This window comes from Phycicoccus sp. HDW14 (assembly GCF_011383005.1).
Classification (GTDB): Bacteria; Actinomycetota; Actinomycetes; order Actinomycetales; family Dermatophilaceae; genus Phycicoccus.
In genome coordinates, this window is sequence record NZ_CP049935.1 from 2,920,123 (window position 1) to 2,933,270 (window position 13,148).

The 13,148-nt window shown below is 70.3% G+C and carries 10 protein-coding genes, 3 tRNA genes and 2 pseudogenes; 10 read left to right on the forward strand and 5 right to left on the reverse strand.

What is annotated here, in order from left to right:
- The first annotated feature begins 2 nt into the window (after positions 1-2).
- From G7075_RS14345 to G7075_RS21420, 7 genes and pseudogenes are all read left to right on the forward strand, one after another.
- Positions 3-1,052, forward strand: coding sequence for a PHP domain-containing protein (locus G7075_RS14345; protein ID WP_166122816.1), 1,050 nt, complete (start codon positions 3-5; stop codon positions 1,050-1,052).
- Positions 1,053-1,107: 55 nt separating this feature from the next.
- Positions 1,108-1,952: pseudogene (locus tag G7075_RS14350) on the forward strand (aldo/keto reductase).
- 114 nt (positions 1,953-2,066) lie between these two features.
- Positions 2,067-2,139, forward strand: a tRNA-Glu gene (locus tag G7075_RS14355).
- An 18-nt stretch (positions 2,140-2,157) separates the two neighbouring features.
- Positions 2,158-2,231: transfer RNA gene (locus G7075_RS14360), tRNA-Asp, on the forward strand.
- Between the two features lie 48 nt (positions 2,232-2,279).
- Positions 2,280-2,353: transfer RNA gene (locus tag G7075_RS14365), tRNA-Phe, on the forward strand.
- Positions 2,354-3,058: 705 nt separating this feature from the next.
- Positions 3,059-3,876 (forward strand): annotated as a pseudogene (locus tag G7075_RS21415) (NAD(P)/FAD-dependent oxidoreductase); the annotation flags it as partial.
- A 111-nt stretch (positions 3,877-3,987) separates the two neighbouring features.
- Positions 3,988-4,287, forward strand: a complete 300-nt coding sequence (locus tag G7075_RS21420; protein WP_256378075.1) for an oxidoreductase C-terminal domain-containing protein — start codon at positions 3,988-3,990, stop codon at positions 4,285-4,287.
- 335 nt (positions 4,288-4,622) lie between these two features.
- On the opposite strand, the gene G7075_RS14380 is transcribed toward G7075_RS21420, so the two are convergent.
- From G7075_RS14380 to G7075_RS14390, 3 genes are all read right to left on the reverse strand, one after another.
- Positions 4,623-5,669, reverse strand: coding sequence for a tellurite resistance/C4-dicarboxylate transporter family protein (locus G7075_RS14380; RefSeq protein WP_240917634.1), 1,047 nt, complete (start codon positions 5,667-5,669; stop codon positions 4,623-4,625).
- Positions 5,670-6,179: 510 nt separating this feature from the next.
- Positions 6,180-6,818: a response regulator transcription factor gene (locus G7075_RS14385; RefSeq protein ID WP_166122823.1), complete on the reverse strand. Its 639-nt coding sequence runs from the start codon at positions 6,816-6,818 to the stop codon at positions 6,180-6,182.
- A complete protein-coding gene (locus G7075_RS14390) occupies positions 6,815-8,110 on the reverse strand; it encodes a sensor histidine kinase (RefSeq protein ID WP_166122825.1) in 1,296 nt (431 codons plus the stop codon). Before G7075_RS14390 ends, G7075_RS14385 begins: the two co-directional genes overlap by 4 nt.
- A gap of 232 nt (positions 8,111-8,342) precedes the next feature.
- On the opposite strand from G7075_RS14390, the gene G7075_RS14395 reads away from it, so the two are divergent.
- On the forward strand, positions 8,343-9,413 hold the full coding sequence (locus G7075_RS14395; protein ID WP_166122827.1) for an ABC transporter permease: 1,071 nt from the start codon (positions 8,343-8,345) through the stop codon (positions 9,411-9,413).
- A complete protein-coding gene (locus G7075_RS14400) occupies positions 9,410-10,090 on the forward strand; it encodes an ABC transporter ATP-binding protein (protein ID WP_166122829.1) in 681 nt (226 codons plus the stop codon). The genes G7075_RS14395 and G7075_RS14400 overlap by 4 nt, the downstream gene beginning before the upstream one ends.
- Positions 10,091-10,247: 157 nt before the next feature.
- Here G7075_RS14400 and G7075_RS14405 read toward each other — a convergent pair whose 3' ends face one another.
- Positions 10,248-11,582 (reverse strand): alpha/beta fold hydrolase, encoded by a 1,335-nt coding sequence (locus G7075_RS14405; RefSeq protein WP_166122831.1) that lies wholly within the window; start codon positions 11,580-11,582, stop codon positions 10,248-10,250.
- Between the two features lie 650 nt (positions 11,583-12,232).
- Between G7075_RS14405 and G7075_RS14410 the strand changes: the two genes are divergently transcribed.
- Positions 12,233-12,418, forward strand: coding sequence for an IS110 family transposase (locus G7075_RS14410; RefSeq protein WP_240917636.1), 186 nt, complete (start codon positions 12,233-12,235; stop codon positions 12,416-12,418).
- 47 nt (positions 12,419-12,465) lie between these two features.
- On the opposite strand, the gene G7075_RS14415 is transcribed toward G7075_RS14410, so the two are convergent.
- Positions 12,466-12,807 (reverse strand): cupin domain-containing protein, encoded by a 342-nt coding sequence (locus tag G7075_RS14415; protein WP_166122833.1) that lies wholly within the window; start codon positions 12,805-12,807, stop codon positions 12,466-12,468.
- Positions 12,808-13,148 lie beyond the last annotated feature (341 nt).

Sequence of the window (13,148 nt, forward strand, 5' to 3'; positions counted from 1 at the left end):
CGGTGGTCGCCCTGCTCGAGCCCCTCGAGGCGCCGGTCGAGCCGGTCGACGCGCTGCGCCGCATCGCCTTCCTCCTCGAGCGGACCCGGGCCGGCACCTACCGCGTCGAGGCGTTCCGCAACGCGGTGAAGACGCTGCGGGGCGTGGACGCCGGCGAGCTGGCCGAGCGCGCCGAGGCCGGCACGCTCCAGGACATCCCGGGCATCGGGAAGTCGACGTCCGGCGTCATCGCCGAGGCGCTGGCCGGCGAGGTCCCCGCGTACCTCGCCTCGTTGCAGGAGAAGGCCGGCGGGCCACTGGTCGAGGGCGGCGAGGACCTCTACGCGAGGCTGCGCGGCGACTGCCACCTGCACTCCGACTGGAGCGACGGCGGCTCGCCCATCGACGAGATGGTGCTCACCGGCGTCGAGCTCGGCCACGAGTGGATGGTCCTCACCGACCACAGCCCGCAGCTGCGCGTCGCCAACGGGCTCACGGTCGAGCGGCTGCGTCAGCAGCTGAAGATCGTCGACGGCGTGAACCGTTCCCTCGCAGGGCACTTCACGCTGCTCAAGGGCATCGAGGTCGACATCCTCGACGACGGATCGCTCGACCAGACCGACGAGATGCTCGGCCGGCTCGACCTCGTCACCGCCTCGGTGCACTCCAAGCTGCGGATGAACGCCGACCCGATGACGAAGCGGATGGTCGCCGCCGTCTCCAACCCGCGCGTCAACGTGCTCGGGCACTGCACGGGCCGGCTCGTCGAGGGCTCGCGCGGCACCCGCCCGCAGTCCGAGTTCGACGCCCGCGCCGTGTTCGAGGCCTGCGCCGAGCACGACACGGCCGTCGAGGTGAACAGCCGCCCCGAGCGCTGTGACCCGCCGGACGACCTCGTCCGGCTCGCCCTCGACATCGGCTGCCTCTTCAGCATCGACTCCGACGCGCACGCCCCGGGCCAGCTCGACATGAAGGCCTACGGCTGCGAGCGGGCCGAGCGGCTGGGCATCCCCGCAGAGCGGATCGTCACGACGTGGGACGTCGACCGGGTGCGGGAGTGGGCGGCTCCCTGAGCATCCGGGTCGCCGTCATCGGAATACCCGGCGGCGCGAGGACGCTGGCCCGGACATGAGCGTCCCCACGATCACCCTGAACACCGGCCGCACCATCCCCCAGCTCGGCTTCGGCGTCTTCCAGATCGACCCCGCCGACACCGTCGCCGCCGTGACCACCGCCCTCGAGATCGGCTACCGGCACATCGACACCGCCGAGATGTACGGCAACGAGCGCGAGGTCGGCGAGGCCATCCGCCGCTCCGGCATCCCGCGCGAGGAGATCTTCGTGACCTCCAAGCTCAACAACGGCTTCCACCGCCCGAGGACGCCGAGCGCGCGTTCGCCGACACCCTCGACGCGCTCGGGCTCGAGCAGATCGACCTCTTCCTCATCCACTGGCCGCTGCCGACCCGCTACGACGGCGACTTCGTCGCCACGTGGCGCACGATGGCCTCGTTCGCCGACGACGGCCGCGCCGCCTCCGTCGGGGTCTCGAACTTCCAGCCCGCCCACCTCGCCCGGATCATCGACGAGACCGGCGTCATCCCGGCCGTCAACCAGGTCGAGGTGCACCCCTACCTGACGAACGAGGCCGTGCGCGCGGCCGACGCCGGGCACGGCATCGCCACGGAGGCGTGGTCGCCCATCGCGCAGGGTGGTGTGCTCGACGACCCGGTGATCGTCGAGGTCGCCGAGGCGCACGGCGTGACGCCGGCCCAGGCGACGCTGCGCTGGCACATCGAGCGGGGCGACATCGTCTTCCCGAAGTCGGTCACCGAGTCCCGCATCCGCGAGAACTTCGACCTGTTCGGCTTCTCGCTGACCCCCGACGAGGTCACCCGGATCTCGGCGCTCGACCGCGGCGAGAGCGGCCGCACGGGCCCGAACCCGGACGAGTTCGACTACATCCCGGGCTGACGTCCCGGCGCCCCGGCCCCCGTTTTGGTGGCTGGGGCGCCGTCCCCTATGCTTTCCGAGTCCTCGACGGATCCGAGCGCCGGGTTGCTGACGAGTGGGTCCGACGAGAGTCGGGTCCCCATCGTCTAGCGGCCCAGGACCCCGCCCTTTCACGGCGGTAGCACGGGTTCGAATCCCGTTGGGGATACGGTCTTGCGTTTGCCAAGGCCCCGTAGCGCAGTTGGTTAGCGCGCCGCCCTGTCACGGCGGAGGTCGCGGGTTCGAGTCCCGTCGGGGTCGCTCCTTTCTCGAAGGGGCCGGTTCGTCCGGCCCTTTCGTGCAAGGTCCGGCCAGGTAGCTCAGTTGGTACGAGCGTCCGACTGAAAATCGGAAGGTCGGCGGTTCGACCCCGCCCCTGGCCACAGAAAACCGCAGGTCAGAGGCTTGCGACGCTCCAGCGAGAGTCAAGGCGTGCTAACGCCTGCTAACGCGGGGGTCTTTAGTCGGTGATTTTGACCGCTCTGGGCGCGCCTGCAGAGGAGCCAGGACCGGCAGGTACGAGACACGTGCACGATCTAGCCGTCGTGGTTCAGTGCTGGGAGTCGCCGTCAACGAGGGCGCGTGGGAGTCGCCGGGCTGTGGTTTGGCATCACCTACTTGGCGGATGAGCCCGGGGTCGCGGGGCAACTGTACGTGGCAGGTACCCGCCTTCGATGCCACCGACAGCACCGCAGAGTGGGCAACTGACTACTCCTGGTGGCCGGCTGGTCGGTTCATGCGCGTTCGGCAGCCCGCGGCGTTTCCTGACAGCGACTACCTACAGGCTCTGAGTCACGTGACAGCTCCCGTCATCGCGCTTCGACCCCGGGACACCCTTTCGATCGATTGAGTGCCCGTCGGCTTCGACGATGGGGACTTCCCGGTGGCCTGGACCCGCTGGCGTCCGCTGACGTCGACCGGAGACGCACGCTCACTCATGCCCGGAGAGGGGTGAGCCTCGGAGGGCACGCAACGGTCGCGGAGCGAGGTCCCGTGTGGCGGACCCGCCGGACTAGCGTGGCAGGCATGCCCTCGACCTCCGCCGCCGCCGCGTGCCCCTTCCGGTGACCTCCCGCCGACCGGATGCCGTGGTCGGCGGCGGCCCTGCGGCTGGTGCCGCGGCGCGCGCGTTGGCGTCCGCCGGACGGCACGTCGTTCTGCTCACCGCGGAAGAGCGAGCCCCGTACGACCGCACGGTGCTGTCCAAGGATGTCCTGCTGCGACCGGGCGCCGAGGCGTCCGAGGTGTGGCCCGCCGGGGCGCCGTGGCGCGAGCGCATCGAGGTGCGCACCGGGGCGAAGGTCGTCAGCCTGGACCCCGGCGCCCGGCGGCTCGTCACGGCCTCGGGTGACGAGGTCGTCTTCGAGTCGGTGATCCTCGCGACGGGGCGGAGCCCCGGCGGCTGGTCGTCCCCGGGGCCGACGGCGCGGGCGTGTACTACCTGCGGGACGCGACGGACGCGGCCGCGCTCTGTGCGGCGCTGGAGGACGCGAGGCGCCTGGTCGTGGTCGGTGGTGGCGTGATCGGGTTGGAGGTGGCGGCCGCTGCGGCGACTCGCGGGGTGGAGGTCGTGGTCCTCGAGGCCGCGCCCCGGGTGCTCTCGCGAGGGGTACCCGCGGCGGTGAGCCGGTGGATCCAGAGGCTTCACGAGTCGCACGGGGTGGTGGTGTGCACGAGCATCGGGCCGGCCGCCGTGCTGCGCTCGGAGGGCGGCGCCGTGACCGGCGTACAACTGGCCGACGGTACCGTCGCGCCGGCCGACGCTGTGGTGGTCGGTGTCGGCATCGTCCCGCGTGACGGGTTGGCCCGGGCCGCCGGCCTGGCCGTCGACGACGGCATCCTCATCGACCCGTCCGGGCGCACGTCGCAGCCGAACGTGTTCGCCGCCGGCGACGCGGTGCGTACGCGGGACCCGGGTGAGACACCCGGCATCCGGCTCGAGTCGTTCACGGCGGCTGGGCGCCAGGGTGAGGTCGCCGCCCACACGGTGCTCGGCGAGGACGACGCCTTCACCGACGTGCCGTGGTGGTGGTCCGACCAGTACGACGCGACCGTGCAGGCGATGGGTACCGCCCCGGCCGGCGCTCTCCAGGAGGCGCTCGACGTGCCGAGCGGCCTCATCGTGCTCTCCATGATCGGTGACCGGCTTGTGGCGGCGTGCGGTGCCACCCACGGGCCGGGCATCGCCCGGGCGGTGCGGGCGGCCGGGCCGGTCATCGCGGCCAAGGCCCGGCTCGACCTCGATGCCGTCCACGCCACGGCGGGCGACCTCGCAGGCTTGGCCGCGCTGCTGCGCGCCGCTGTCCGGCCCCACTGAGCAACGGCCGGCGGAGGTCTCACATCGGCTGTCATCAGAGGCTCGTTCCCATCAGAGCGGGCACCGCTGACGGTCGGGCCGGTACGGGTCGGGCGCGTGTGCGGCGTTGCGCACGGGCGTGGACCAGCGGTGGTCGCTTGTCGCTGAAGTGGGTCAGCGATTCGACAGGGAACATCAGGAGTAGCCCTCAGTGCCCAGGTCCGCAGCTTCTCAGGGCCTTCATCGCCTCGACGGCCACACGGGGGCGGCGCTCACGAGCCTCTCGCCGACCTTTGGTGCTGCTCCGGGCCCCATTCCATCCGGGGAAAGAGAAGCGTGTGCCAGAAGGGGGCGATTCACCTGGGTTGGATGAAGACGGTGCGCCACACGTGCCTGGTCATGGCGACGAACACGGTTGCCCAGGCTGCGATGGCCACCCAGAGCTCAGCCCTGCCGATCATGCTGACCACCGGCAGCCGGTCTGCTTGGCCGAGATAGATCCCGGCCACGGCGTACATTCCGAGCGGAAAGATGATGCTCCACAGCGTTGCCTCGTAACGCAGCGGCACTTGCCGCACCCTGTGGCGCCACCATCCGGCGGCGACCAGGACAGGGATCAGCCATGTCGCGAATGCCCAGAACACCACGGCCAGGCCCGCGATGAGCTCGCGAGTGGCGTGCACCATCGGTGCGTCTGCCATCTCAACGATGCGCGCTCCCGCGAGGACGGTGATCGCCAGAGCACCCATGGCGACCCAGTAGGGCGGGGTGAGATCCTCCGGTCCGAACGGGTAGAGCATCAACCGCAACGACACGAATACGCCGGCGGCCGCGTACAGGAATACCCCGACCGACCAGGACATCACGGCAAGAAGAGCCAGTTCCCGGCGTCCGGGTGCCAGTACAGGCTCGAGGGTGGCGGCGGCGATGGCCACGGACTGGCTCGCGACGACCCAGATGAACCAGGTTCCGTTCGCGGCTGCCACAATCGGCCGCTCCTCCCGCCCCAGCGCTGCGGTCCACGGCACGACATAGCCGAGCACGACCCAGACAGTGCCGGAAACGACAAGTAGGGACGCCGTCACCCAGTGGTATCCCTCGGCGCCGATCCGTACACCAAGCACGTTGGTCGCGGCGACGAACGTGAAGAAGCCGAAGCCGCGTCGTGGGTCGTTGAAGTCGTCATTGGTCGCCTGTCGGTGGGCGGCGAAGCGCCAGACCGTCAGGGTCACGAGGACGACGAACGCGACGACTGAAACCACCAGCAACATCCCGGAGATCGCGAAGAAGCCCTCGAGCCTCAGACCGACGGAGATGATGCCGGTGGCCATGACCAAGGCGAAGTAGCCGGGCGTCAAGCCCTCCAATGCCTGGTGCACGCGTCCGCGCAGTTCGGTGGCCACGCGTCGCAGGCTACTGGTATCGCGGAATCGGCCTCGTCGTGGTGGGCATCGGTTGAGCCCGGATCAGCCGCCGACACCCAGTGCTGAGCCCACCGCCATGGCGAGGTGCTCTGGCCGGCCGCGTGGCTCGTCGTCACGGGTCACAATGGGCAGTCGGTTCTCTCCGGTCCCTGAGTACCGTCTGGCTGGTCGGCATGGATGGCACCGCCAACTTTCGGAGGACCTCGCGATAGTCGCCGCGCAGGCTCATGTTCGGCCGTCGCAGTGAACCGCTGGTAGTCCCTGCGGGCAACAGGATTCCCGGAGGGGTTCGCTCTGTCACGACTGCCTTGGTCGCTGAGTTCGACGCCGGCCAACAGCCAGGTGCCGCTGCCCTACCGAACAAGCGTCGTCAATGAGGGGGCTTGCAGCGCTTGTGGTTGCGGCCACGCCGGATGCGTGTGTCGGCTGCGGAGCTGAGATATCCGTACCCGCCGCAATGCGCTCCTGAGCGCCAGGTGGGCACGTTCCTCATGGACCGGTTCGCCGGATGAGCCCTCGTCGGACCGCGGTGGCCACAGCGGCAGTGCGGGAGTCGGCGTCGAGCTTGGCGAAGATGTGCACCAGGTGGGACTTGATGGTGGCTTGGGAGACGAACAACGCGTTGGCGATCTCCTCGTTCGACAGGCCGTCGGCTACCAGCGTCAAGACTTGCGACTCGCGCGGGCTGAGGGATGTTGACGGGGCCCGCATCCGGTCCATGAGCCGGCTGGTGACGGTTGGGGCCAGAGCAGTCTGCCCGGCCGCCGCGGCGCGTACCGCCGCGATGAGCTCTTCGGGTGGAGCGTCCTTGAGCAGGTATCCGGCGGCGCCGGCCTCGACGGCGGCGATGATGTCAGCTTCGGTGTCGTAGGTGGTCAGCACGACAACTAGTGGCGGTGCGGCCATGCTGGCGATCTGCGCGGTGGCTGCGATGCCATCCAGGCCCGTCCCGAACTGCAGGTCCATCAGGACGACGTCGATGTCGCCGGTCTCGGCCCGGGCGATGGCGGCTTCGGCGGTGGCGGCCTCGTCGACCACCGCGATGTCGAGCTCGGACTCGAGGACGGCCCGCAGCCCCGCGCGCACCACGGGGTGGTCGTCGGCCAGGAGCAGTCGGATGGCGGTCACCGGAGCAGCCTCGTGGCTGGTGCTGCCGTGCGGCCTGCTGCGGGCGGGGCCTGAGCGGGCGGGGCCTGAGCGGGCCGGTCGAAGTGAACCGACACGGCGGTACCCCGCCCGGGTTGGGACTCCACGCGCAGAACGCCACCAAGCTCAGCGGCCCTGGCGCGCATGGAGCGCAGGCCGAAACCGCCCTGCCCGGCCGGCGCCGGAGTCGCCGGCACCTGGGCGTCGGTGTCGAACCCGGTGCCGTCGTCGACGACGTCCAGCGTTACCGCCTCGTCCATGCCGGTCAAGGTGACATCGGCACGGTCGGCTTCCGCGTGCTGGGTGACGTTGCCGAGGGCGGTCTGGGCGATGCGCAGCAGCGCGACCTCGACCTGGGTGGGTAGCGCCGCCACCTGTCCGATTTCGTGGAAGGACACCGGGATGCCGGTGCGGGTGGCCGTCGAGGCACACAGACGCTCGAGGGCCGCCGGCAGGGTGGACTGCACCAGGTCGGCGGGCGCCAGCGCGCGAACGAACCGGCGGGCTTCGTCCAGGTTCTCCTGCGCGGTGAGGCGGGCCTGCTCGACCAGCTCAGACGCCCTCTGCTGCTCGGCCGTCTGCGCCGGAGCCAGGGACCTGTGGGCGGCGGTCAACAGCAGCTGAATGCTGATCAGGCCCTGCGCGAGCGTGTCGTGGATCTCGCGAGCCAACCGTTCCCGCTCGTCCAGCACCCCGGCCCGGTGCTGGGCCTGGGCAAGCTCGCCCCGGGTGCGGTCCAGCTCGATGATGAGGCGTCGGCGCTGCTCGGACTCGGCCTGCACCGCCTGGTACCCGAACACGGTGGCGACGGCGGCAGCGGCGCCGAGCACCGGCCCGATGACCATGGCGGCAGTCAGGATGTCCTGATGCCAGGCGAACCCGGCCACCGCCGCGACGGTCGTCACGAACACGGCTGCGAGCCCGACGGGACGGGGCAGCAGGTACAGCAGCAGGAAGAACCATGGAAACGCCAGGTAGATGGCGTCCGGGGTCAGCACGAGCAGCCCGGCCCAGGCGGTCAGCAGCACCGCGAGCCACGCGCCGGCGGCCCGCGCCGAGGTGGCCACCGCTGTCCACCGCAGCCCGGCGGCGTAGACGGCTGCGACCAGACCGGAGCAGGCCACGGCCGCCCAGTCAGCAGGGGTGGACAGGGCGCTGCGCCCGGCGCCAACGGCGAGCAGGACCGCGACGAGCAGGTGGATCCCCCACCGCAACGGGACCGGTGCCTGAAGGGGTGCAGCGGTGGCTGGCTGGCTCGGCGCTGGATGGGACATGTCCGGGCCACCCTACGGCGGACCACCAGGGGTGGGCATCCATCGAAAGTTCGACGATGGGGTGCATCCTTCGGCGCCGGCGAACCCGCCCTGGGCTCGATGCCCGAAACCGCCCGAACCAGGACCGTAGGTGATGGCGCCGCAACCGCGACGCGACCGGTCCCGGCCAGCACGGTGCTCCACAAGCGCGCACCGTCAACAGCCGGGTCACCTAGGGAAGGAAACCATCGGCGTGTTCGTCGCCATCCGAGATCTCCGCTTCGCCAAGGGACGGTTCGCCCTGATGGGCTCCGTGGTCACCCTCATCACCCTGCTGGTCGTCCTGCTCTCCGGCCTCACCGCCGGCCTCGGGCGCGGCAACACCTCCGCCATCACCGACCTGCCCGCGGACCACCTGGTGTTCTCCGCACCCGCCGCGGGCCAGAAGCTGGCTTTCACCGACTCCGCCATCGGCCCGTCGGTGCAAGACCAGTGGGCGCGGGTGCCCGGTGTGCGCCGAGCTGAGCCAGTCACCGTCGCCATGACCCGCGCGAGCGTCGGTGACCGCAGCACCGGCGTTGCGGTCTTCGCGGTCACGCCCGGCTCAATGCTGGCACCCCAAGTCGGCGCCGGCGAGGTGGTGCTGTCGACCAAGGCGGCCTCGTCACTGCAGGTCACCGCCGGAGACCGCATCGACGTGGCCGGCCAGCCGGTCACCGTCGCACGCGTCTCCGGCAACGGTGAGTTCTCCCACGCCCCGGTGATCTGGACAGCCACCGCGAACGCCCCAGCGTCCAGCCAGCAGACCGGTGCAGCGACGTTCCTCGCGCTGAACACAGACGACAGCGCCGACCTCGCGGCCGCCGACCAGCAGCTGGGCACACTGACCCTCACCCCGGGGAAGTCGCTGTCAGCCATCGGGTCCTACACGTCCGAGAGCGGTTCGCTGCAACTGATGCGGGTCCTGCTGTTCGCCATCTCCGCCCTGGTCATCGGCGCGTTCTTCACCGTCTGGACCGTGCAACGCAGCGGCGAAATCGCCATCCTGAAAGCACTCGGCGCCTCCACCCGGTACCTGCTGAAGGACGCTCTCGGCCAGGCGCTGGCACTGCTCACCCTGGGCACCGCCCTCGGGACCGCCATCGCGGCCGGCATCGGGGCCGGCATCACCATGGCCGGCACCGCCGTGCCGTTCGTGCTGAACCCACCCACCCTGCTGTTCCCCGCCATCGTCATGGTCGTCCTGGGCCTTGCGGGTGCGGCCGTCTCACTGCGCACCGTCACCACCGTCGACCCCCTCACAGCGCTAGGAAGTGCCCGATGACCCTGCACCTGGACGACGTCACCCTCACCTACCCCGACGGCGACCAGCGCCTGACCGCGCTCGACCGGGTCAGCCTCACCGCCGAACCCGGCACCCTGACCGCAATCGTCGGACCGTCCGGCTCAGGCAAGTCCAGCCTGCTCGCCGTCGCAGCCACCCTGATCACCCCCGACTCCGGGCGTGTCCTGCTCGACGGCCTCGACCTGTCCCGGCTCAGCCCCGCCGAGACCGCGCAAGCCCGGCGCGAGCAGATCGGCATCATCTTCCAGAGCTCGAACCTGCTCGCCTCCCTCACCGCGCTCGACCAGCTGCTGGTCATCGCACACATGAACGGCACCGACGTGGACTCTGCGCGGGGCCGGGCCATGGACCTGCTTGACGCGGTCGGTCTGGCCGCCCAAGCCGACAAGCGCCCGCACCAGCTCTCCGGTGGCCAGCGGCAACGCGTCACCATCGCGCGTGGCCTGATGAACCAGCCGTCACTGCTCCTGGTCGATGAACCAACCAGCGCCCTGGACAGTCAGCGCGGCGAAGCCATCCTGGCCCTGCTGCGTCAACTGACCCTCGACCGCGACCTCACCACCGTCATGGTCACCCACAACCAAGACCACTTGGCAGGTGCTGACCACGTCACCGAAATCGTGGACGGGAGGAGCCGCCAGCTCGCGACCTGGTGAGCGGCACGTCAGCCGCAGCCACTCAGGTGAGACCACGCCGCGGCGCGGTGACGCAACTCCTGGTGCGGCTGACGAGCAGGGTGGGGCGTAGGTGGTCGCATGACCTCGGGTAGGAGGCGGTGCCTTCCATGGCGGCTGGGCCACGCTCGCGGAGTCTTCAGCGGATGGCAGGCTGCACGTGTGTGGTCATGAACTCGACGAACTCGTCGGGCTGCTCGAAGAGGGGCCGGTGGCCGGAGCGGTCGAGCACGACCAGCTCCTTCGTCGGAGCGGTCAGCCCGGCGTACCACTGCGAGAACGGCTCCGCGCGCCCTGGAGCCTCATGAGCACCCTGCACGAAGAACACCGGGACCTCCAGAGTGGGAGCGTCCCGCCGAAGGTCGACGTCCTGGATCCGCGGGTACAGGGCTGCGAAGGTGTCCATGAAGCCGGCCAACAGGTGCACCTGGTCGACCAGGGTGTACTCCGGGACGAGGAAGTTCTCCGAGAAGCCGCCTTCTCCTTCGCTGTTGCCCGTGTGGTCGTAGGGGTAGACCTCGTGTTCGTAGGACAGCGCGGTCTCGTAGTCGAGCATCGAGGTGTACGGCGGTGGCCCGATCTCCTCGAGCTCGGTGGCCAACCCCGCCTGCCCGCGTGTCCGGGCCCACGCGAGGGTGTCGGTGTAGAAGATGCGGTCGGTCTGCAGGGGGCTGACCATCTGGCCTGCACCCACGAACGCCGAGTAGAGGGTGGGTTCGTGGCGGACGGTGAGCACGCCGAGGATCGTCCCCCACGACTGGCCCACCAGCAGCACCCGGTCGACGCCGAAGCGACTCCTGAGGTAGTTGGTCGTCGCGACCGCGTCGGCGATCGCCGCCTGGAGCGTGTAGGTGTCGGTCGGGTCGAGCGCCGGGTAGGAGGTTCCCGTGCCGCGCTGGTCGAGCGTGGCCACGGTGAAGTGCTCTTCGAGCGCGGGCAGGTGGTTGCGCATGGCCCCCAGCTCGGAGCCGCCCGGGCCTCCCGCGAGGAAGAGCAGCACCGGGTTGGCGGTGTCGTGGCCCCGGATCATCAGCCCCAGCTCGTGGCCGTTGACGTCGATGGACGTCAGTTCCGCGATGCTGGCGGGCACCGGCCGGCCGTCCGCGCCGGTGATCTGGGCCGTTGACGACGATCGGGCGACCGCGATCGTGAGACCGAGGAGCAGGACCACGGATGCCGTGACCGCCGTCCACCGTAGGACCGAGCGCCCGCGCCCGGCGTGGAGATGCCCGTGGCGACGGGCCTGGGCCAACGCGCCCCAGGCGGCACCCATGGCCATCGGCAACAGGGACAGCAGGGCGTGGAAGCCGCGCCCGACGACCAGGGCAAACACTCCATACGTGCTGAAGTGCGCCGTGTCCACGGTCGGGCCGTCCACCGGGATTCGGGCGATCTCGAAGCTCACCGCGAACACGACCGGAACCACGAGGATGGCCCAGCGGGACCGGGTGAGCAGGCCCGCCGCGACCCCCACGGCGAGGCTGACGATGATCGAGGTCAGCGCTGAGGCCGTGGTTTGGGGGTTCTAGGGGTCAGCACGCCAGCCAGGGCGCCCCAGCCTGAGGCGAAGACGACGGCAGTGACCCAGCCGCGGCGCACCACGGCCGACCCGGCTACCTCTGGCAACCTGGCAGCCGTTCGCGACCGCGCTGTGGAGGAGGTGAACGTGGACGTTGGTTGTGACATGCCGCAACCCGGCCCACAGGCCGGTCCCTTCCCGGCCGGGGGCACGAACCCGTCATCGTCGCGCACGACCCCGGCGACAGCCACGCTACGACGGCGCAGTTCTGCCGGGGCCGGATCGTGCCCGACCACACAGTGTCCCCTCAGCCCGCCGCCGTGGCCTGCAGCCAACGACGTCATCACGGCCTCGGCGTCGGGACGCGAACCCGAGCGTTCATGGCATGACGGGTCGGCCAGTGCGCTCCATCCGAGCCGGCTTCGCTCAACCAGGCACCCGTACACGTCGTCGCTGCAGCACGCGTCGCCCGGTCCCCAAGGCTTCCGCCTCGAGGCGATGGTCGCCTCACGGGTACTTGACGATTGTCGGTTGGACCGGTGTGCGGCAAGACTTGGTCCAGGTGATCGGCGGACGCTCTCCTCGCGGCTGCCCACCCGCGATTGATGTCGCTCATCAATGGTGGGGGCACCAACGGCGCCGGCCGCCTCTTGGCGCAACGGCTGTTGGCTTACGGTGAGCACGTCGTGGACGTCCCGGCGACGCTCAGCGCGCGGTCCCGGGGCCTGGATACGGGCGACCACAAGACCGATGCGCTCGACGCGCACGTCGTCGCCGTGGTCGTGCTGTAAGCCGGCCCTCAGCGGCCCTTGGGACGGCAGGTGCCCTCCGGGGCAGATCAGTCGGAGAGGTCGACCATCACCAGGGTCATTCGGCACGCGGTGACGGCGACCAGTGAGTGTGTTGCGCCCGGTGCGAGGTAGATGATGTCACCGTCTGCCATGGCGTGCTCGGCGCCCTCGACGGTGAACCGCATCCGGCCGCTCACCAGCTGCACTGCCACAGCCCGCGGCGAGGCATGCTCGGTGAGCATCTCCCCGGCATCGAAGGTGAACTGCACGACCCGCATCACGTCGTTGGTGACCAGGACCCGCGAGGTCGTCGACTCCGCCACGACCGGCAGGGCGTCGGACAGGTTCAGGTGGGCGGATGACTCGGATACCGGGGAATGCTTCGCCATGTCGTGAGCCTACGTCTGGCGTGGGCCAGTGTCCTGACAGCGCTATGGTGTACCCGATCGGACCGCGAGGTCCCCGCCGGTAGGCCAGTCATTGCGCGAGGATTGTTGCCCGTCTGGGGTCTCGAGCTCGGCCTCGGCGAGGGACGCCGGCCATGCGCAGTTCACCGAGCTTGCTGAGCCTGGTGAGCGTGTCCTCGGTTGACGGCGCGGCAGCTGTGGGTGCGGCCGGGGATGCGCCGGGCTGGGCGGCGAGCGGCGTGGCGCGCCGCGGCATCTTGGGGCGGGCCTGCGTAGCCTCTGGCGGGTCGTCTTGGCCGTCACCCGCGGCGAGGGGCTCGTCG